17 protein-coding genes and 1 pseudogene are annotated in these 20,516 nt (G+C 71.4%); 6 read left to right on the plus strand and 12 right to left on the minus strand.

Going from position 1 to position 20,516, the window contains the following annotated elements; genetic code table 11:
* Positions 1–257: 257 nt before the first annotated feature.
* Positions 258–1,265 (minus strand): zinc-binding alcohol dehydrogenase family protein, encoded by a 1,008-nt coding sequence (locus tag OHO27_RS40385; protein WP_328430693.1) that lies wholly within the window; start codon positions 1,263–1,265, stop codon positions 258–260.
* A 151-nt stretch (positions 1,266–1,416) separates the two neighbouring features.
* Here OHO27_RS40385 and OHO27_RS40390 point away from each other — a divergent pair, with 151 nt between their 5' ends.
* Together OHO27_RS40390 and OHO27_RS40395 are read left to right on the plus strand one after the other, a co-directional pair.
* Positions 1,417–2,223 (plus strand): VOC family protein, encoded by an 807-nt coding sequence (locus OHO27_RS40390; RefSeq protein ID WP_328429886.1) that lies wholly within the window; start codon positions 1,417–1,419, stop codon positions 2,221–2,223.
* Positions 2,224–2,259: 36 nt separating this feature from the next.
* Positions 2,260–2,955, plus strand: coding sequence for a ribonuclease H family protein (locus OHO27_RS40395; RefSeq protein ID WP_328429887.1), 696 nt, complete (start codon positions 2,260–2,262; stop codon positions 2,953–2,955).
* Positions 2,956–2,973: 18 nt separating this feature from the next.
* Here OHO27_RS40395 and melC2 read toward each other — a convergent pair whose 3' ends face one another.
* Both melC2 and melC1 read right to left on the minus strand, forming a co-directional pair.
* On the minus strand, positions 2,974–3,798 hold the full coding sequence (gene melC2, locus OHO27_RS40400) for a tyrosinase MelC2 (RefSeq protein ID WP_328429888.1): 825 nt from the start codon (positions 3,796–3,798) through the stop codon (positions 2,974–2,976).
* 107 nt (positions 3,799–3,905) lie between these two features.
* Entirely contained in the window at positions 3,906–4,319 is a 414-nt protein-coding gene (gene melC1, locus OHO27_RS40405) for an apotyrosinase chaperone MelC1 (protein ID WP_328429889.1), read from the minus strand.
* A gap of 347 nt (positions 4,320–4,666) precedes the next feature.
* On the opposite strand from melC1, the pseudogene OHO27_RS40410 reads away from it, so the two are divergent.
* A pseudogene (locus tag OHO27_RS40410) lies at positions 4,667–5,889 on the plus strand (FAD-dependent monooxygenase).
* A 4-nt stretch (positions 5,890–5,893) separates the two neighbouring features.
* Here OHO27_RS40410 and OHO27_RS40415 read toward each other — a convergent pair.
* Positions 5,894–7,585 (minus strand): cholesterol oxidase substrate-binding domain-containing protein, encoded by a 1,692-nt coding sequence (locus OHO27_RS40415; protein ID WP_328429890.1) that lies wholly within the window; start codon positions 7,583–7,585, stop codon positions 5,894–5,896.
* 137 nt (positions 7,586–7,722) lie between these two features.
* Between OHO27_RS40415 and OHO27_RS40420 the strand changes: the two genes are divergently transcribed.
* Positions 7,723–8,706: an aldo/keto reductase gene (locus tag OHO27_RS40420; protein ID WP_328429891.1), complete on the plus strand. Its 984-nt coding sequence runs from the start codon at positions 7,723–7,725 to the stop codon at positions 8,704–8,706.
* Between the two features lie 83 nt (positions 8,707–8,789).
* A complete protein-coding gene (locus tag OHO27_RS40425) occupies positions 8,790–9,272 on the plus strand; it encodes a DUF6328 family protein (protein WP_328429892.1) in 483 nt (160 codons plus the stop codon).
* 36 nt (positions 9,273–9,308) lie between these two features.
* Here the strand turns inward: OHO27_RS40425 and OHO27_RS40430 are convergent, their stop codons facing one another.
* Entirely contained in the window at positions 9,309–10,352 is a 1,044-nt protein-coding gene (locus OHO27_RS40430) for a hypothetical protein (protein WP_328429893.1), read from the minus strand.
* A gap of 138 nt (positions 10,353–10,490) precedes the next feature.
* Complete coding sequence (locus OHO27_RS40435; protein WP_328429894.1) at positions 10,491–11,462, minus strand: LLM class F420-dependent oxidoreductase; 972 nt, start codon at positions 11,460–11,462, stop codon at positions 10,491–10,493.
* A gap of 118 nt (positions 11,463–11,580) precedes the next feature.
* Between OHO27_RS40435 and OHO27_RS40440 the strand changes: the two genes are divergently transcribed.
* A complete protein-coding gene (locus tag OHO27_RS40440; protein ID WP_328429895.1) occupies positions 11,581–13,017 on the plus strand; it encodes a serine hydrolase domain-containing protein in 1,437 nt (478 codons plus the stop codon).
* Here the strand turns inward: OHO27_RS40440 and OHO27_RS40445 are convergent, their stop codons facing one another.
* From OHO27_RS40445 to OHO27_RS40470, 6 genes are all read right to left on the minus strand, one after another.
* Entirely contained in the window at positions 13,018–14,628 is a 1,611-nt protein-coding gene (locus tag OHO27_RS40445) for a serine/threonine protein kinase (RefSeq protein ID WP_328429896.1), read from the minus strand.
* Between the two features lie 154 nt (positions 14,629–14,782).
* Complete coding sequence (locus tag OHO27_RS40450; RefSeq protein ID WP_328430694.1) at positions 14,783–15,742, minus strand: threonine/serine dehydratase; 960 nt, start codon at positions 15,740–15,742, stop codon at positions 14,783–14,785.
* Positions 15,743–16,054: 312 nt separating this feature from the next.
* Complete coding sequence (locus OHO27_RS40455; protein ID WP_328430695.1) at positions 16,055–17,086, minus strand: polyprenyl synthetase family protein; 1,032 nt, start codon at positions 17,084–17,086, stop codon at positions 16,055–16,057.
* Between the two features lie 35 nt (positions 17,087–17,121).
* Positions 17,122–18,186, minus strand: coding sequence for a tetratricopeptide repeat protein (locus tag OHO27_RS40460; RefSeq protein WP_328430696.1), 1,065 nt, complete (start codon positions 18,184–18,186; stop codon positions 17,122–17,124).
* 206 nt (positions 18,187–18,392) lie between these two features.
* Positions 18,393–19,070, minus strand: a complete 678-nt coding sequence (locus OHO27_RS40465) for an AIM24 family protein (protein WP_328429897.1) — start codon at positions 19,068–19,070, stop codon at positions 18,393–18,395.
* Between the two features lie 65 nt (positions 19,071–19,135).
* Positions 19,136–20,506 carry a CAP domain-containing protein gene (locus OHO27_RS40470; protein WP_328430697.1) on the minus strand — a complete coding sequence of 457 codons (1,371 nt, stop codon included), beginning with the start codon at positions 20,504–20,506 and terminating at the stop codon, positions 19,136–19,138.
* Positions 20,507–20,516 lie beyond the last annotated feature (10 nt).

The raw sequence follows: 20,516 nt of genomic DNA on the forward strand, positions 1-20,516 counted from the left end.
TGATGAGGGCTGCCCAGTGGCACTGGTGAGCCGCACGCGCCGCAGGGACAAGCCAAACAGCGCAGGTGGTGGGGTCGGTACGGCGTGAAGGGGGCGGTTTGATCACCTGGGTGGTGCAAACTCTCACTGGAAGCAGAGGGCACACGCGCATGTGCCTGCACGCCGGTCGCGTTCGCCCCGACGTGCGGGCGTGAGGGGCGCGCGACCTGCGCGCTCTCGCGCTTCGTGTCCCGTCCGGCGCGCGGGCCGCACGAGGCTCAGGAGAGGTCGTTCACGAGCACCGCCGCCCCGTCGAAGCGCCCGGCCTTGAGATCGCGCAGCGCCTCGTCCGCACGGGAGAGCGGATATGCGTGCGTCGTGGCGCGCACGGAGTGCTCGGCGGCGAGCGCCAGGAACTCGCGGCCGTCCACGCGCGTGTTGGAGGTGACGCTGCGCAGCTGCTTCTCGTAGAACAGCTCGGTCTCGTAGTGCAGTGCCGGGACGTCGGAGAGGTGGATGCCCGCGACGGCGAGCGTGCCGCCCCGGTCGAGGGCGCGCAGTGCGACCGGGACCAGCTCGCCGACCGGCGCGAACAGGATCGCGCTGTCCAGCGGCTCCGGCGGCGTCTCCTGCACGTCGCGTGCCGATGCGGCGCCCAGATCGAGCGCCAGCCGCCGCGCGGCCGCCCCGCGCGTGAGGACGTGCACAGTGGCTCCCTCGGCCATCGCCACCTGCGCGCACAGATGGGCGCTGCCCCCGAAGCCGTACAGTCCGAGCCGCCCGCCCGGGGGCAGCGCGGCGCGTCGCAGGGCGCGATACCCGATGATCCCGGCGCACAGCAGCGGTGCGCACGACACGTCGTCCAGGCCGGCGGGCAGCCGGTACGCGAACGCGGCCGGCACGGTCGTGTACTCGGCGTACCCGCCGTCGGCGTCCCAGCCGGTGTACACCGAGGCCGGGCACAGGTTCTCGGCGCCCCGCGTGCAGTAGCCGCACGAACCGTCGGTCCGCCGCAGCCAGGCCACCCCCACCCGCTCGCCGACGCCGAAGCCGCTCACGGCCGCCCCGGATCCCGTGACCACACCGACGACCTCGTGCCCCGGTGTCACACCCGGCCGGTGCACCTCCAGATCACCCTCGGCGACATGCAGATCCGTACGGCACACCCCGCACGCCCGCACGCGCACGAGCAGCTCGTCGTCCCCCGGTACCGGCACCGGCTTCTCGACCGGCCTCAGGGATCCCGACTCGACCGGCCCCGGCTCGGCCACCGACCACGCGCGCATCGTCCCGTCCGCCATACCGTGTCCCGTTCGCCGACCGGCTGCCGTCCACCCCAGTCTGGAGCGGAAGCGGCCATTCGGCGCGCGGCCGGAGGAGCGGGTGGCTAGCGTAAGAATCCGGACAACTCACCGATCCGGGAGAGGGCCGCAAACCATGGCCGTGAAACCTGAAGGAACCCCGATCTGGGCCGACGCGATGTTCAGTGACGTCGAGGGAGCGAAGAGCTTCTACGGCGACATCCTGGGCTGGACGTTCGGCGAGGAGTCGACGGAGTTCGGCAACTACACCCAGGCCTACGCCAACGGCAAGGCGGCCGCCGCGGTGGTACCGCCGATGCCCGGCCAGGAGGGCCAGTCGCAGTGGTGCCTCTACTTCGCCTCCTCCGACGCAGGCGCGAGCGCCGCCAAGATCCGTGAGAACGGCGGAGAGATCCTGATGGAGCCGATGGCGGTCGGCGAGTTCGGCAGCATGTGCCTGGCCCGGGACCCCGGCGGTGTCGTCTTCGGGGTCTGGCAGCCCGGAACCCACAAGGGCTTCGAGACGGAGATGGACCAGCACGGCGCCTTGTGCTGGTCGGAGATCTTCACCCGCGAGCCGGAGAAGTCCGACGCCTTCTTCCCCGCCGTCTTCGGCTACGGGCAGCAGCAGATGGAAGACGGGGAGATGGACTTCCGGCTCTACACCCTCGGCAGCAAGGAGAACATGGCCCTGGGACGGATGAAGATGACGGACGACTTCCCGCCCGACATCCCGCCGTGGATCAACGTCTACTTCAACGTCCCCGACTGCGACGCCGCCGTCGCCAAGGCCACCAAGCTCGGCGGTGTGCTGCGCTTCGGCCCGATGACCAGCCCGTTCGGCCGGTTCGCGGCGCTGAGCGACCCGCAGGGCGCGAACTTCTCGGTGATCGACACCGGCACGACCGAGGGTGACATGCCCAAGCTCAGCGACGTCTCCTGACCGACTCCGCGGCCGGGCACCCGGCCCGCCCATGGCATGATCGGACACATGCGTGAACGTGTAGTGGCCGCGTGCGACGGGGCTTCGAAGGGAAACCCCGGACCGGCAGGCTGGGGCTGGGTCGTTGCCGACGAGACCGAGGCCCCGGCCCGCTGGGAGGCGGGACCGCTCGGCAGGGCCACCAACAACGTCGCGGAACTCACCGCTCTGGAACAGCTGCTCGCCGCGACCGACCCCGGCGTACCGCTGGAGATCCGCATGGACTCGCAGTACGCGATGAAGGCCGTCACCACCTGGCTGCCGGGCTGGAAGCGCAACGGCTGGAAGACGGCCGCCGGCAAGCCGGTCGCCAACCAGGATCTGGTCGTACGCATCGACGAACTGCTTGACGGCCGCACGGTCGAGTTCCGCTACGTCCCCGCCCACCAGGTGGACGGCGACCCGCTGAACGACTTCGCCGACCGCGCCGCCAGCCAGGCCGCGACCGTGCAGGAGGCCGCGGGCAGCGGGCTCGGCTCACCGGAGCCGCCGCCCTCCCCGGACACCCCGAAGGCCAAGTCGGCCCCGCGCCGCAAGGCTGCGGCGCCGCGGAAGAACGGCAGCTCCTCGCGCACCATCAAGGCCAAGTTCCCCGGCCGCTGCCTCTGCGGCCGCGGCTATGCGGCGGGCGAGTCCATCGCCAAGAACACGCAGGGCTGGGGCCACCCGGAATGCCGGACCGCCGAGGCGTGACGATGAGCCCTACGGGGCTCAGGCCGCGTCGAAGGTGTAGTGCGACGTGTGGTCCAGCAGGTCCGTGGGGCGCACGTCGTTCCACGGCTTCATCGTGTCGTTGAGGTCGATCACATTGGGCGTACCGGTCGCCGGCAGATAGCCGGAGCCGGGGTGCCGGCGCTGCCAGTCCGCCCACAGCTTGTCGATGTAGGCGTGGTGCAGCCAGAAGACCGGGTCGTTGGGCGACGCGCCGGTGGCCATCTGCCCGCCGACCCACACATGCACCCGGTTGTGCAGATTGACGCCGCGCCAGCCCTCCAGATGGTTGCGGAAGCCGTCCGACGCGCTGTTCCAGGGCGCCATGTCGTACGTCGCCATGGCGAGCACCGACTCCACCTCGGCCCGGGTCGGCAGCTCCCGGACGCCGGCGCCGAGCGCCCGGCGCAGAAACGTACGCCCGTCGACGCGTACGTTGATCTGCCAGTTGCCGGCCGACGCCGCGAACGGGCCGTCCATCACCTGTCCGTCGCGGCTGCGCCCCGTGCCGCCGAGGAAGTCGGGCGCCCACAGCGAGGACCGTATCGAGCGGTCGGTGCTCCAGTCCCAGTACGGCAGCGCGACCGAGGCGTCCACCTCCTGCAGCGCGCGCTCGAACTCGAGCAGGAATCTGCGGTGCCAGGGCAGGAAGGACGGTGAACGGTGGCCGGTGCGCTCGCCGTTGTCGGTGTCGCCGACGATGAAGGCGTTGTGGGTCGTGACGAACTCGTCGTAGCGGCCGCTGCGCTTCAGCTCCAGGAGCGCGGAGACGAATCGCCGCTTCTCGTCGGCGGTGAGCAGGGCCTGGTTCTTGCGGACGGTCATGGTCGCTGGTGCTCCAAAGTGCGGGTGGGTCGGGTCAGTTGACGGACGGACGGACGGCGGGCGGTCGGCGGTTGCCCGGTGTGTCGGGCGGCGGGGCGGCCGGTGGATCAGCCGGTGGGGAAGGGGAGGAGTGCGGCGCCCTGCAGTTCGTCCACGGCGGCACGGGCCGCGGCGCGCGGCGTGGACACCGGGTCGTAGTGGCTGACGATGCTGATCCAGCTGCCGTCGGCGTTGCGCATCACATGCAGTTCGACCCCGTCGACGAGCACGGCGTATCCGGCGCCGTGGTGCTCGTGACCGCCGCCCGAAGCCGGCCTGCCCTGTATCCGGCGGCCCTTGTAGACCTCGTCGAAGGGCGACGGGGCCGGGGCGTGGTGGTCGTGCGCGGCGGTGGACGCGGTGGACGCGGCGGGGATGGCGGACGCGGTGTTGGCGGTGGGGGCGGTGACCGTCTGGACACCGGCGACGGTGGCGAGGGCGGCCGCTGCGGTGAGCGCACGGCGACGGCTGAGTTCCGGCATGCGGACCTCCTGGGTTGGTTCGGTTGACGACTCCGCATGCCTATCGGGCCGGACGAGAGCGGAAGAAATCGCTCGGCAGTGGTTGGCCCCGATCCGGACAAGTGACTACATGTCGTGCAAGGTTGAATGAAGATGATCTTGCCGCAATAGCGGCTGTGAAGACCCGGAACGGGAAATTCCTCCCCCGGGAGATCGCGTTCCGGATGGTCCTTCGCCGGCGGAGCCGGTGCGCGTGGTCCACCTCACGCGCGGAAAGTGGCGCGATCCGCAATGCCGCGGGATGGGGTGTCCGTCCTGCTACTCTGCCGAGCAGATATGGCCGATTTGAGTATTTTCAAGGGGTATGTGTGAAGATCGCCTGTGTCGGTGGCGGGCCCGCGGGCCTCTACCTCTCGATCCTGCTGAAGCTGCGGGACCCGTCGCACGACATCACCGTCCACGAGCGCAATCCGGAGGGCTCCACCTACGGCTGGGGTGTCACGTACTGGCGCGGACTGCTCGTCAAGCTGTACGAGCACGACCCCGTGTCCGCTCGCGCCATCGAGGAGAGCTCGGTCCGCTGGGACGAAGGCGTCGCCCACGTCCGGGGCGTGACGACCCGTCGGCCCAGCGACTCGGGGCACGGCATCGGCCGCCACCGGCTGCTGGAGATCCTCGCCGAACGCGCCCGCGCACTGGGTGTACGGCTGGACTACGAGCACGAGATCATGCCGGAGAACCTTCCCGCCGCCGATCTGGTCGTGGCGGGCGACGGCGTGCACAGCTCCCTGCGCAACCAGTACGCCGACCACTTCGGTACCCAGGCCAGAGCCGGCCGCAATCGTTACCTCTGGCTCGGCACCAGCAAGGTCTTCGACGCGTTCACCTTCGCCTTCGTCGAGACCGCCCATGGCTGGATCTGGTGCTACGGGTACGGCTACGGCCAGGGCTTCGGCCCCGACGCCAGCACCTGCGTCGTCGAATGCGCCCCCGAGACCTGGACCGGGCTGGGCTTCGACACCGCGAGCGAGACCGACGGACTGGCCCTGCTGGAGCGACTCTTCGCCGACGTCCTCGACGGCCACCCCTCATCGGCCGCTCCGGCGCCGACGGCAGCGACCAGTGGCGGCCCTTCCGCACCTTCTCCAACGACACCTGGCACCACGACAACCTCGTCCTGCTCGGCGACGCCGCCCACACCACGCACTACTCCATCGGGGCCGGCACCACCCTCGCGCTGGAGGACGCCATCGCCCTCGCCGACGCGCTGCACGAGCACCCGGTCCTCCCGCAGGCGCTCGCCCACTACGAACGGGAGCGCAAGCAGGCGCTGTTGTCCATCCAGAGCGCGGCCCGCTACAGCGCCCAGTGGTACGAGAACCTGCCCCGCTATCTCCAGTTGCCCCCGGACCAGATGTTCGCCCTGCTCGGCCAGCGCCACTCACCCCTGCTGCCGCACCTGCCGCCGCAGCTGTACTACAAGATCGACAGGGCGGCCGGGCAACTGGAGGCGATGCGCCGTCTCAAGCGCTGGCTCGGACCGAAGGTCGCGCGCACCGTGCACGCCCGGGCCCTGGCATCCCGCACCTAGAGCCTCACCGGAACAGCCGGTCGAGGAAGGCGTTGCCGAACACGCCGTGCGGGTCGAGGCGGTCCAGGACGCCGGAAGCCTCGCCCCACACGCCCTCCCCGAACGTGCCGGGCACGACCGTGCCCAGCACCTCCCCGTCGCTCCAGGCGGCCTCCTTCGTGTAGGCCCAGCCCTTCGACCACTCGACGCGGGTCATGGCGTACCCGCCGTCGAAGGTGCGCAGCAGAAACCGCTCGATCTGGCTCAGGAAAGCCTCCGCGTACGGCGTTGTGGGCAGCGTCAGGATGTTCAGCCAGACGGCCGTGTCCCACTCGGGACGGTCCTCGCGTGGACGGAGCGCCGACAGCAGCGGGGTCCGTGCCCCGTCCAGGCCGACGTCCGCCGGATCGTCGAGGCCGGTCACCCGGATCTCCACCGACCCGTTGACGGGGAACTGCCCCCGGTCGGCGTACGCCGCGAGACGCTCCCGGTAGAAGGCCGTGAACTCGGCGACGACGCGCTGTACTTGCGCCCTGCTGGTGAGCACCGCGTAGCCGTCCGTGGCGATCCTCAACGTCGTCGGCCGCAGATAGAGCAGCGTGTTCTTCGACGGACCCCAGATGTCCCGCGACAGCGTCGCCACCAGTCCGAGTGCGGCCACGTCGTACTGTGCGTTGCCGAGCACCGGTGCCAGATACCAGGCCCCGTCCGACACGATGTGCCCCACCAGGTCCGCGACCGGGGTCGGGACGCTGTCGGAGAACGGGTAGTTGTACGGCCCTGTCACGCGCCGCGAGGCCGGCGGCCGGGTGGGGGAGACACTCCACGCCTTCAGCCACGGGAACTCGGTGAAGGCGAACCAGATGGCTTCGACCCGCCCGGCCCGGTCCAGGAAGCTCGCGAAGGTACGACCGTCGGTGCCGGGTGCGGCGAACAGCTCGCCCGCCGGGATGTCCGTACGGCTGACGCACCGAAGGCTGGTGTTCGCGCCGACGCGCAGCACGACCTCGGTGACCAGGGAGCGGCCGAGGTGGGCGAGCAGGGCGGCGCAGTCCGCTTCGTCACGGCCGTAGGTGCGCAGCACGTACGCGCTACTGGCCTCGTCCCAGACGACGGCCGTCAGTGACAGCACGAGATTGCTCAGCGAACCGTATGTGTGCCCGGGCAGCCGCTGTTCGCCGCGCGCCGGTACGGCGGTGCCGTGCGCGTCGACGGCCAGGGCGCCGCCCAGGGTGAGGTTGCCGGGCGCCGGTACGGCGGTGACGCCGAGGCCGTGTTCCTCCAAGTAGGTGAGCAGGGCCTCCAGGGTGACGCCGGTGCCGGCGCGCACGGCCGTCGGCGACTCAAGGGACAAGCCGGTGAGATGGGAGGCGGTGTCCACGAGGAGGACCGGCGCGTCCGGCGGGGTGCCCTGCGTGATGGTCAGCGGCGACCAGCCGTGCGAGGCACCCCGGGCACGGACTCTCCAACCGTGCCGCCAGGCCCAGTTGACGACGGCGACCACCCGCTCGGGGCGGGCCGGTGCGCAGGCCCACAGGCCGTCGGCAGTGATCTCGCCGACCCAGTTGCGGTACGCCGAGCGGTAGAGCGCCACATCGGCCGGGAAGCCGGGCAACTCCTGTGCCGCGGCGGCCGGATCCGCCGGCAGCAGAGTCGGTACGGCGGTCAGGGCGGCTGCCCTGCGCAGGAAGCCCCTGCGGCTGAAGTCGTCGGTCACGGGCTCACGCTAGGGACCGCCTTGACAGGCACCGCTCGCCTGTCGATTTGATTCACCCATGTGAGTGATGGATTCACAGGTAACGAGGCGGAGGGGCCTGTTCCGCGCACATGGATGACGAATGACACACTGACGCCATGGACGAGCGTGTAATCGGTAGGTCGGGTCAGCGGGCATCCGTCGTCGGTCTCGGTACGTGGCAGCTGGGCGCCGACTGGGGAGACGTCGACGACCAGGAAGCCCTGGCGGTGCTGGAGGCGGCGGTCGAGTCGGGAGTGACCTTCTTCGACACCGCCGACGTGTACGGCGACGGCCGCAGCGAGCAGACCATCGCCACGTTCCTGCGCGCCAGGCCCGAGCTGGACATCTTCGTGGCGACCAAGATGGGCCGCCGCGTCGACCAGATCCCCGAGAACTACGTCCTCGACAACTTCCGCGCCTGGAACGACCGTTCGCGGCGCAACCTCGGCGTCGACCGCCTCGACCTGGTCCAGCTGCACTGCCCGCCGACGCCCGTCTACTCGACGGACGAGGTGTTCGACGCCCTCGACACCCTTGTCGCGGAGGAGCGCATCGCCGGGTACGGCGTCAGCGTGGAGACCTGTGAGGAGGCGCTGACCGCGATCGCCCGACCGGGTGTCACGAGCGTGCAGATCATCCTCAACCCGTTCCGCATGAAGCCCCTGCGCGCGGTGCTGCCCGCCGCGCACGAGGCCGGCGTCGGCATCATCGCCCGGGTGCCGCTGGCCTCCGGTCTGCTGTCGGGCAAGTACACCAAGGACACCGTCTTCGCCGCGAACGACCACCGCACCTACAACCGGCACGGCGAGTCCTTTGACCAGGGCGAGACCTTCTCGGGCGTCGACTACGCCACCGGCGTCGAGGCCGCGGCCGAGTTCGCCGAGCTCGCCCCGCAGGGCTACACGCCGGCCCAGCTGGCGCTGCGCTGGATCATCCAGCAGCCGGGTGTGACGACCGTGATCCCGGGCGCCCGTACCCCCGAGCAGGCCCGTGCCAACGCGGCCGCCGCCGCGCTGCCGGAGCTGTCCGGGGACACGCTCGACGCGATCCGGGACCTCTACGACCGGAGGATCCAGGACCAGGTGGCAAACCGCTGGTAGACGCGTACGGCTCCGGGACGGCCGCCCGGCTGCACCCGGAGCCCCGCTGTTTGAATGTTCACCGCCGGGGTTACCCGCAGTGCATGACCACGAAGGAAAACCGGACAGGACGCGACGAGACCCAGGAAGAGCGTGCCGACCGCATGTGGGGCGAGCTCATCCAGGAGGTCAGGGTGGCCCAGATGGGCGTCCAGATCCTGTTCGCCTTTCTGCTCACCGTCGTGTTCACACCGAAGTACGACACCCTCAGCGACACGGACCAGACCATCTACATCGTGACGGTCGTCCTGGGCGCCACCGCGACGGGTGCCCTGATCGGTCCCGTGTCCCTGCACCGTCTGGTGTCGGGGCGCCGCATCAAGCCGCAGGCGGTGGAGTGGGCCTCCCGGCTGACGCTCCTCGGCCTGATCCTGCTGCTGGCCACCATGGCGGCCGCGCTCCTGCTGATCCTGAGGGTCGCCACGCACGACGACTGGGTGCCCTGGCTGGTGACGGGCGTGGTCATCTGGTACGTGGTGTGCTGGTTCGGGCTGCCGTTGTGGACCCGCCGCCGCCACACAGAGTGAGCGGCGGCGCCTCGACGGTATGCGGTATGAGGGCGGCTACTCGGCTCGCGCCGAGTTCGGCTGAGTCCCGCGCAGCGTAGCGATGCACGTGGAGATGGCCTGCTGGAGCTCCTCCAACTGCTGGACCATGTCGTCCTCGACGAACTCCTGCACATCGTCGAAGGTCAGCTCCTCGAAGACCTTCGTCGCCCGCTGCAGGCTGCTGTAGAACTTCGTCCGCCGCTCCTGCACCCACAGCTCGGGATCGGCTTCCACGGTCTCGGCGACGAGGGACTTCATGGTGTCGTAGGCCTCGGTGGCCCACTCGCCGGTGTCCTGCTCGTCCTCCAGCTCGTCGAGAAGCGACAGGTGCCGCTCGGCCTCCTGGCGCACGTCGACGGGCGCGTCGACGGTCTGCCCGGCCGGGGTCTTGATCTGGCCGGACTCGGCGATCTGGCGGACGTACCCGATTCGGTCGGCCGACCTGCTCTCGGTGGCGACGGCCTTCTTGAGGTCGTCGGTGCGGACGACGTCCCGCGCCAACTCGGCCTGCAGATCGGGGTCCTCGCGGACCCGGTCGAGGAGCGCCTGGCGGGCCGCGCGGGCGGTCGAGGAGTCGGCGAGGATCGCGGCACGCAGCGCGGTGGGGTTCTCGGCGACCTCCAGCGCCTTCGTCGGGCGGATGCCCTCGGCCTCGGCGGCCTCGGTGATGGCGGTGCCCCGCTCCGAGGTGGCGCTGTTGCGGGAGACGTAGTAGCCGAGCCACACGTCGGCGTCGGGCAGATCCACTTCTTGGCCGGGCGTGAGCGTCTCGAAGTGGGGGACGAGACCGTCGTCGGCGGCGCGGTCCCAGGCCTTGTAGTAGCGCATGACGCGGTCGGGGGAGCACCCGGCGAGTTCGGCGAACTCCTTCGCTGACACCTTCGGCGTCTCGCCCGCGCTCTGCCCGCCAGGCCGTACGCTGCGCGCCACCATCAGGCCGAAGGCCCACCCTCCGGTCCGCGCGTAGACGCCGAACTCACGGGCGTCCCGCGCGACGAGATCGGACAACGGGGGCTGGGACGCGGGGGACGTCTCGGGCGGGACGAACGCCAGTGTCACGGATGACTCTCCTGTTGGGGCTGCTCGGAAGGCACCGCCGGGAAGGCTCGGGTGCCGACCGGCAGCCTATGGCACCCGGGGACCATGCTCTCGCGGTCCCCGGTGCCGCCGGGACCGGTGCGCGTGCGCTCGCGTGCGTCAGCCGAGCGCGTCCCGCAGCGCCGGCAGCAGCGTTGTCTTTGCCCAGTCGATGTAGGGCCGTTGCTCCTCGCCGCCGATCTGGACGAGGGCGACCTCGGTGAAGCCGGCCGCGGCGAACGGGCGGACGGCCTCGACGAAGGCGTCCACGTCGTCGCCGCACGGGATCGCGTCGGCGACGTCGTCCGGGGTGACGAACTGGGTCGCCGCCTCGAAGGAGTCCGGGTGCGGCAGCTCCGCGTTGACCTTCCAGCCGCCGCCGAACCAGCGGAACTGGGAGTGGGCGCGCTTGATCGCGGTGTCCCGGTCGGGGTCGTAACACACGGGCAGCTGCCCCACGCGCGGCTTGCCCGCACCGCCGTGCCGGTCGAACGCCGCCAGGAGGTCCGCCTTGGGTTCCGTGGCGATCACCAGGTCGCCGAGCCGGCCCGCGAGCTCGCAGGACTGCTCACCGGAGACGGCGATGCCGATCGGCGGCGGCTGGTCCGGCAGGTCCCACAGACGGGCCGACTCCACGTCGAAGTGCGTGCCGCGACGGTTCACATGGCCGCCCGCGAAGAGCGCGCGGATGATCTCCACGGCCTCCTCGAACATCTCGTGCCGTACGTCCACGGACGGCCAACCACCGCCCACGACATGTTCGTTGAGGTTTTCCCCGGAGCCGAGCCCCAGCCGGAACCGGCCCTCGGAGAGCAGTTGCATCGTGGCCGCCTTCTGCGCGACCACAGCCGGGTGGTAGCGGAACGTCGGACACGTCACGTAGGTCATCAGGGGAATCCGTGACGTGGCCTGGGCGGCAGCGCCCAGTAGGCTCCACGCGTACGGAGAGTGACCCTGCGAGCGCAGCCACGGAAAGTAGTGGTCCGAGGTCACAGAGAAGTCGAAGCCGGCTTCCTCGGCGCGGACCAGATGGTCCACCAGGTCACGAGGGGCGGCCTGCTCGGTCATCATCGTGTATCCGATCTGCACCATGCGGCCCGAGTCCCCGGACACGGGTGGTGAAAACGGGATCGACGGGACGGACGGAACGGGACGCGGGGTCGGGCGCGAAAGCCTCTGTCACCGCCCCGGTATCGGAGAGGATGCTCGCATGAGTGTTCGCCCGCTGCCTTCGAGCACGCCCGCCGCCCAGGGCGTCGACGCCTCAGGTGTCCTCGCCTTTCTCGACGCCCTCGACACCGCCCCCGACATCGAGCCGCACAGCCTGATGATCCTGCGCCACGACCGGCTCGTCGCCTCCGGCTGGTGGGCGCCGTACACCCCCGAACGCCCGCACCTGCTCTACTCGATCAGCAAGAGCTTCACCGCGACCGCAGCCGGGATCGCCGCCGGCGAGGGGCTCATCCGCCTCGACGACCCGGTGATCTCCTACTTCCCGGAGCTCGACGCCGACATCACCGATCCGCGCAGCCGCGCGATGCTCGTGCGGCATGTGGCGTCCATGGCCAGTGGGCACGAGACCGACGCATTCGACGAGGCGCGCGCACGGGACCGTGAGGACCTCGTCCGCGGGTTCCTGCTGGCGCCACCGCCCCGCGACCCGGGCACGGTCTTCGCCTACAACCAGCCCGCCACCTTCACGCTCGCCGCCATCGTCCAGCGGGCGAGCGGTCAGTCGCTGACCGACTATCTCCGGCCGCGCCTGCTGGACCCGCTCGGCATCGGCGAGGTCGCGTGGTTGCGCTACCGCGGCGGCCAGGAGCTCGGGTTCAGTGGACTGCACGCCACGACTGACGCGATGGCCAGGCTGGGCCAGTTGTATCTGCGGGGCGGGGTGTGGGACGGCGAGCGGCTGCTGCCCGAGTGGTGGGTGGCCGAGGCGACGCGCCCGCAGATTTCGAACTCCGGTGTCATGCCCGGGGGCGACTGGCAGCAGGGCTACGGCTTCAAGTTCTGGATGTCCCGGCACGGCTATCGCGGCGACGGCGCGTTCGGTCAGTTCTGCCTGGTGCTGCCCGAGCAGGACGCCGTGATCGCGACGACCGCGGACACCTGGAACATGCAGGCTCTCCTTGACCTGGTCTGGAAGCATCTGCTGCCCGCGTTCCGCCCCGCGCCACTGACGGGCGGCGAGGCAGCGGACGTGGCCCTGGCCGCGCGGCTGGCGGGCCTGGCGCTGCCGCCCGCCGCCGGTGAGCCCGCGCCACCCCAGCAGAGCGAGGCCTGGTCCGCCGCCGCGTTCACCCCGTACGGCGATGGCGGCGGGAGGCTGTCCAGGCTGACCGCGATCGACCTCGCGCCGGACGGAGACGGCTGGGCCCTGACGCTCACCGAGGACGGCCACCCGCTCCGGCTGCGGCTCGGGGACGCCGGCTGGACCGTCACTGAGGGGCCGGTGCCCACTGCGGTCAGCGGCGGCTGGACCGACGCGGACACCCTCGCCGTGGACATCGCCTTTCTGGAGACCCCGCACCACCTGGAGGTGACGTGTTCCCTCAAGGAGCGGACGTTCACGGCGCGGTGGCGGACGGAGCCGCTGCACCCCCTGCCGCTGCGGGCGATGTGCGCACCCCGAGTGCCGGCCTGATCAGGCTTCGGGCACGCGGAAGGTGCGCAGGACGGTGTCCAGGGCCCCCTGGTTGCCGGCGTCGTTCCAGTCGTCCGCCGGGGTCGTCCAGCGCAGCGAATAGCCGAGGTGGTCGCCGATGAGGAAGCCGCGGCCGAAGGTGCGCACCCGGGTGTCGTCCACGTCGGCGAGCCACTGGATGTCGGCGGCCTTGTACCCCTGGTACGTGGTGGCCTCGATGTCGCCGATGCGTTCGTAGTCGGCGGCGGACCGCTTCAGTCCTGGCTCGACGTCGTCGCGCCACACGGCGACGGGGTCCGGGCCGACGCGTTCGCTGTAGGTGACCGCGAGCGTGCGCGGATCGCTTTCCGCCCCGAACACGACCCGGTACGCCAGGTCGGAGGCGCGCGTGGTGTTGAGGGGTTTCCAGTCCTCGGGCAGGGCGAGGGAGAAGCCCTCCGGTGAGGTGTATGTCCGGAAGCCGGAGGGCAGCCCCGTGCCCGAGGGGGACGCCGTGGGGGAAGCGGTCCCGGGCGCGCTCTTCGTGGGGGAGGCCGTGGGTTCCTGCGTGGGGGACACGGTCGGAGCCGGAGTGGCGGGCTCCGTGGCAGGGGCCGACGGGCTGGGTGCCGTACCGGCCGCCGAGGGGTCCGAGTCGTCCGACCGGTCGCTGGTCACCACCAGGACGGCCGCGGCGACCGTGACGACGGCGAGCGCGGTGCCGGCGATCATGGCGCGCCTGCCCCAGCCCGGCCCGACGGCGTAGAGACCGCGCAGCCGGGGGCGCGGCTCGGACGGCAGGGGCGTCTCGGGATCCTCATTGAGGACGCGCACGAACGCCTCGCGGACCACGGGTCTGCTCAGCCGCTCCCGGGAGTCCTTGCGCAGCAGTCCCTGTACGGCCTGGGTGAGCGGCCCGGCACGCACCGGGGCGCGCAGCGGAAGCCGGTCCACACCCTTCAACGTGGCCTCGGGGCGGTCCCGTTCGCGATAGGGCGGACGCCCCTCGACCATGGCGTACAGGATCGAGCCGAGCGCCCACAGGTCGGACGCAGGGCCGATGCGCTCGTCGCGGGCCTGCTCCGGTGAGGCGTACGACGGTGCGGCGACCCGGGGCGCAAGGGTCGCGCCGGCCAGCCCGAAGCCGGTGACCACCACGGTGCCGTCGCCGCGCACGAACACCTGGCCGGGGCTCAGTTCGCCGTGTGTGATGCCGGCGACGTGCGCCGCCTCCAGTACGTCGAGCAGTTCGAGGCCGATGCGCGCGGCCCGCACGTAGTTGAACGTGCCCTGCTGGGTGAGGAGTTCACCGAGGGGCGTGCCGTCGATCCACTCGGTGACGATCCACAGGTTCCCGCCGTCCTCGATGGCGTCCACGACGGTGGCGACCGCGCCCGGGCGCAGCAGCCCCATCCGCTCGGAGGCGCGCAGGATGCGCGAGGTGGCCCGGCGCCTGTCGTCCGGGCTCGGATCGTCGGGGAGCCCGATCTGCGTGAGGAGGAACGGGTGTTCGCTCCCGATGTCCTCGCCGTAGTAACTGACGCGGTTCGTCTCGCTGTGCACGACATCGACGAGCCGGTACCTTCCGGCGACCAACTCGGATGTGGAGACGCGCGCCTTGACCATGGCCATCCCTCGCTGAACCCCTGATTCTCATTTCTCACAGGAAGTACGAGAGACGGGACAGGCAGCGTTCAACGAAAACCCCAACTAAAGGGCCGTTCCTTTCCATTGCTTCTTACGCGTGAGTAACCTGACGAATAAGTAAGGAATTCGAGCCTGCGTTTCAGTGAACCCCGAAATCCGCCGCCCAGCGCAGCACGTCCCCGGTCGTCGCGTTGCCCCCGCACACCACCAGCCCGAGCCTCGCGCCGTCCCCCACCTGCTCCAGGACGCGCCGGGCCGCGGGCAGCAGACAGCCGGCGGCCGGCTCGGTCCACAGCTTGGCGTGCTCGGCGAGATCGAGCACACCCCGCACCGCCTCCCGGTCCGGCACCACGAGCACCTCGTCGACCAGGGCGGACACATGGTCGTACGTCAGCCGGGACGCGGTCGGCGCGCACAGCGTGGACACGATCGACGACAGCGCCACCGGCACGGGCCCGCCCGCCGTCAGCGCCTCGGACATCGCCTCGGCGCCCTGGGTCTCCACGCCCCAGATCCGTACGTCCGGACGGCGCGCCCGCAGCGCGACCGCGACGCCGGAGATGAGCCCGCCGCCCCCGACGCTCACGATCACGTCCGTGAGCTCGCCTGCGTCGCCGTCGAGCTCCAGTCCGACGGTGCCCTGGCCGGCGATCACCAGCGGGTCGTCGAACGGATGGACGAGCGTCAGCCCCTCGTCCCGCAGCCGCGTGACGAGAGAGAACGCTCCGTCCATGTCGTCCGTCAACCGCACCGACGCCCCGGCGCCTCGGGCGATCTCCACGGCGCGGGCCGGCGCCGAACGCGGCATCACCACGGTGGCCTTCACATCGAGGACGGCGGCCGTCATCGCGAGGGCGATCCCGTGGTTGCCACCGCTCACCGCCACCACCCCGGCCGCGCGCTGGGCCTCGGTCAGCGACAGCAGCTTCGCCGTCGCCCCGCGGGCCTTGAACGACCCGGTGCGCTGCAGCAGTTCGAGCTTGGCCGTCACCGGGACGCCGAGCAGGGCCGACAGTCCGGGGCTGGGCACGGTCGGTGTGCGGACGACGTGGCCGGCGATGAGGTCGGCCGCGGCTTCGACGTCGGAGATCCCTATCAAGGCAGTCACCCTTCCGGCGTGGGGCGGGGTCCACGCCGTTGGCACCCTGACGCGGGAGGCGACGCCGGTCAACCCGGGCTTGCCGCGGGCGGCACGATGATCCCGCGATCAGCGCCCCGCCGCGAGCCGGGCCTTCACAGGTCGCGCCGCACCAGGAGGTCGAGCAGCGACCGCAGTTGTCCGGCGGGGCCATCCTGCAGGGATGGCCGGTCAGCGGGGCCTCTGTGGCGGTCATGTTGGCGCCGGTCAGTCCGGGCTTGCCGCGGCCGTCATGACGATCCGGCGATCACCGCCCCGCTTCGAGCCTGGCCTTCACAGGTCGCGCCGCACCAGGAAGTCGAGCAGCGACCGCAGTTCCCCGGCGGGGCCGGCCTCCAGTGGCACGTCGGCCAGAGCGGTCTCCACGGCGGTCACGTGGCGCCGGGCCTCCGTGAGCGCGGCCGAGCGGCCGCCTGCCTCCTCGATCAGTGAGGCGACCTCGGCGGGGTCGGCGGCCGATTCCAGGAGCGCGGCCAGACGGCCGCCGGCGGGTGAGTCGAGCGCGGCCAGCACGGGGAACGTCTTCTTGCGCTCCCGCAGATCGCCGTACACCGGCTTGCCGGTGACGGCCGGGTCGCCCCAGATGCCCAGCAGATCGTCAACTACCTGGAAGGCGATGCCCAGATGCCGGCCCGCCAGGTCAAGGGCGGTGACCGTCGCAGGCGGCGCACCGCCGAGCAGGGCGCCCAGCGCGGCGGCGCAGCCCAGCAGGGCGCCCGTCTTGTGCTCGGCCATCGTCCGGTACTCGTCCGTCCGCACGCGCTCAGGCCCCGTCCACGGACGCGTGGCGAACAGCAGGTCGTCCGCCTGCCCGCGCACCAGGTCCTGCAACGCCACGGACAGCAGCCGTACGGCCCGCGGCCCCGCAGGTGCGGCGGCCAGCGTCTCGACGGCCAGCGCGAACAGCGCGTCACCCGCGAGGACGGCGGGTCCCGTGCCGTACGCCTTCCACACGGTGGGGCGGCGGCGCCGGGACGTGTCGCCGTCCATGATGTCGTCGTGCAGCAGGGAGAAGGCGTGCACCAGCTCCACCGCGACCGCACCGGGCACCGCGAGCCGCCCGGGCGCGCCGGCCGCCTCGGCCCCGAGCACGGCCAGCGCCTGCCGCACGCCCTTCCCGCCGGAGGCGGCGGCCGGCGCGCCACCCATCTCGCACCAGCCGAAGGAGTACGCGGCCATCTCACCGACCCACGGATGGGTCCGCCCCACGGCCTCCCGCAGCGCGGGCCGCACCAATGCGCGGCAGCGGTCGAGGACCTGGCGGGCGTCGGGCGGAGCCTGAACCGGCGAGGTGTGCTCCTGGATGCCGGACGGAGCCCGGAGAGCGGAAGGGGAGGCCGTCACCGCAGGACCCCCGCCCCGGCGCCCGCCATGGCATCCTCGCCCACGCCGAACTCCTCCTGCGCCCGCGCCACCATCTCCCTGGCGTGCCGCAGCCCGATCCGCTCCAGCACTCCGGCCAGCTCGGCCAGTTCGGTGGCCGTCTCGGCCCGGTCGCGCCCCAGTTGCGCACGCGACTTGGCCAGCCCCAGCCGGGACAGTGCCTCCCCGCGTGGCTCCCTCATGGCGCGGAACTCGGCGAGCGCCTGCTCGTACAGGGCGCGGGCCTCGGTGTAACGTCCGGCGCGGTAGAGGACGTTGCCCCGCATCTTGTGGTTGTAGGCCAGGGCGCTGGACAGCTTCATCGCCCGGCACGTGGTCTCCGCCTCGGACAGCAGGGCCAGGGCCCGTTCCGTGTCGCCGTCGCGCACGGAGACGACGTCGGCGAGCCCTCGCAGCGCCCAGGCGTGGCCACGCCGGTCCTCGGCGCCCGCGGCGATCTCGGCCGCCTCCTCGAACAGGTCGTACGCGGTGTCGTACGAGCCGGTGTTGCGGTGGATCTGGGCGATGCCCTCCAGTGCCCACACGGTGTGCCGCGCCTCGCCGCGCCGCCGGGCCTCGGCCAGTAGCTGCTCGTGCAGCCGGTGGACGGCGTCGTAGTCGCCCTGGATGCGGCCGGTCTCGGCGAGGCCGGCCAGGGAGTAGCCGCGTACGACGATGTCGCCGCCGCGCTCGCCGAAGTCCGCCGCGAGCTGGAGCAGCCGCCGAGCCAGGGCGAACGACCCCCGCTGCCGGGCCAGCGTGCCGCCGCTCCACAGCGCCCAGGCCATCGCCGCGGTGTCGTCGGCCTCCCGGGCGGCGCGGTAGCTCGCCTTCCATGCCCGGTCCGCGTCCCCGATCTGCCCCAGCCGGCGGTGCGCCTCGGCGACCGCGAGCCCTGAGCGTGCCGCCTCGCCGTGCTGCCCGGCCCGCTCGGCCGCTCTCAACTGCTCGGTGCCGGCGGCCAGTACGTCCGTCAGCGAGGAGTTCACGGACAGCTTGGTCAGGGCTCCCTGGTACTCCGGGGCGAATGCCTTGCCGTACATCGATGCCTCTCGATCGATATACACGCCATCTCTACTCTCTGTGTATACGCAGTGCGTATACGTGATGGGTATACATGGCGTGTATAGAGCGTTGAAAACCTGCCCTGGCCGGAAAGGGCGGCCAGGGCTTCACTTGTTGTCGATCAAGACGTCGGCAAGGCGGACGGGGTTGCTCGTGAGGCGCAGATCACCTCACGGCGGAGGTGTCAGTGCTGCTGGGACTTCTGCGGTGTCGCCTCGCTCGGCCGTACGACGACATAGCCCTGGCCCTGCAGCATCAGTTGCACGGCCTCCCCGGAACCGCCGCGCAGCATCGAGCCGAGGGACTGCGAGCGGTGCAGCGAGGTGTCCAGGCCCGCGGTCCAGCCGACGACGGCGTCCGTGTCGACGTACACCGGGTACTGCGGCGAGACCGGGATGACCAGCGGATTGCCCTCACACACCAGGCCCAGCCTGCCCTGCCCCGTGAAGACGCTGTTGAACAGGCCGCCGCCGGTGATGCCGGCACCCTTCACCGTCGCTATCCGGTACGACAACGAGGCGTCGAAACACAGGACGTTGCGGCCGTTGACCGTGAATTCGTCGCCGGGGTCGACATCGACGACGAAGCAGTTCTGCGCCTCGTGCGCGAACCAGGCCTCGCCCTGCCCGCGCACCGCCATCAGCGGCAGCCCCTCACCGGTCACCGCCCGCTTGAGCATGCCGCCCACGCCCTGGCCCTTGCGCTCGAACTGGAGGTTGCCGCGGTAGGCGACCATCGCGCCCTGACGGGCGTGCATCTCGCCGTTCACCGCGTACTTGATGCATTTGGCGTTCTCGATCGTCATGCCCGGCGCAGTGGCGGGCTGGACCATGTGCTCGTTGGAAAAGAGGTCACCCTTCATGCGGGCATCCTGTCCCGGACGCTCCCGTTCTGCCTAGATCGCGGCGTGTCGGATTCCCCGGATCCTCAGGCGCCGAAGAGCTGGGTCCAGTACGTGCCGGCGGGCCCGCCGCCCGCGAAGCCGATCCCTATGTGGCTGAAATCGGGCTTGAGGATGTTGGCGCGATGGCCCGGGCTGTTCATCCAGCCCTGCACGACCTCGGCGGGGGAGCGCTGACCGCATGCGATGTTCTCGCCGATCGAGCGCATGCGGGAACCCGCGGCGGCGGCCCGGTCCCAGGGCTGGGTCCCCTCGGGCGAGGTGTGGGAGTAGAAGGCCCGGGCCGCCATGTCGGCGCTGTAGGCCTGCGCCGCGGTGCTGAGCGCGGGATCGGCGGCGAGGGGACGCAGCCCGGCCCGGGCCCGCTCCCGGTTGGTGAGGTCGACGACCTCGGCCGCCGTGCGGGACAGGTCGCCGAGGGCCAACGGCCTGGCCCACAGCGCCGTCCAGTACGTGTCGCCCGAGCGGCCGCCCGTGACGTGCGCCAGCGCGGCGTGGAGGAAGGCCGGGTCGTGCAGGGTGCGGCGGGGCTGTTCGGTGCGCAGGCAGTACGCGACGAACTCGGCAGGGGTGCGGGGGCCGGATACCAGGTGCTCGCCGACGGTGACATACGTGTACCCGGTCCCGGTGATGCGCTGGTACACGGAGACGCCGTCGCGGCCCTCGGCGCCGAGCTGTCCCGCCGCTGCCATGGCGGAGGCGTGGGCCTGCGCGGCGGAGGCAAGGCGGGCGTCGAGGGTGACGGGCGGTGAACCGGCACTGGCACGCGCGGAGTTGACCAGGTCCAGGAAGCCGTCGCGATCGGGGGAAGGGATGTGCGGGACGGTGACGGCGGACAGGGTGTGCATCGCGGACCGAGCCGTCGGCCCGGCTGGAGTGATCGGTGCGGGTGCCGTGGCGACCGGGCTCGGCGTCGCGTCCTCGATGACGTCCACCCCGAAGTCGCGCGCCAGCCCCGCCAGCCCGTCCGCGTACCCCTGCCCAAGGGCCCGCAGCTTCCAGCCGTCGCCACGCCGGTAGATCTCCGCGAGCAGCAGCAAGGTCTCCTGCCGTGGGCGCGGCGGGGCGAACCGGGCTATCGCGCGGCCGCCCGGGCCGCTGACGTGGAGCACGGGGGCCGGCAGGCGGCCCAGGGGAGTACCCGGGTCGGCGGGGCTGACGACCACGGTGACCCGCGTGGCCCCGGGGCGCAGACGCTGCGGGTCGACGGTCAGGGTGTCGCCCTGGAGCCGGGCGCCCGGCGCGGACGGCTGGTTGTAGAACACGAAGTCGGCATCGCCGCGGACCTTGCCGCTGTCGTCGGTGACGAGCGCGGACACGTCGAAGGGGCCGGGCACCCGGACGGTGACGCTGCCGCCCGGGAGGGGCAGATTGCCCCCGGGAACCAACTCGCTCATCGGGCCGTCC

The sequence above is a fragment of the Streptomyces sp. NBC_00443 genome (genome assembly GCF_036014175.1).
Taxonomy (GTDB): Bacteria; Actinomycetota; Actinomycetes; order Streptomycetales; family Streptomycetaceae; genus Streptomyces.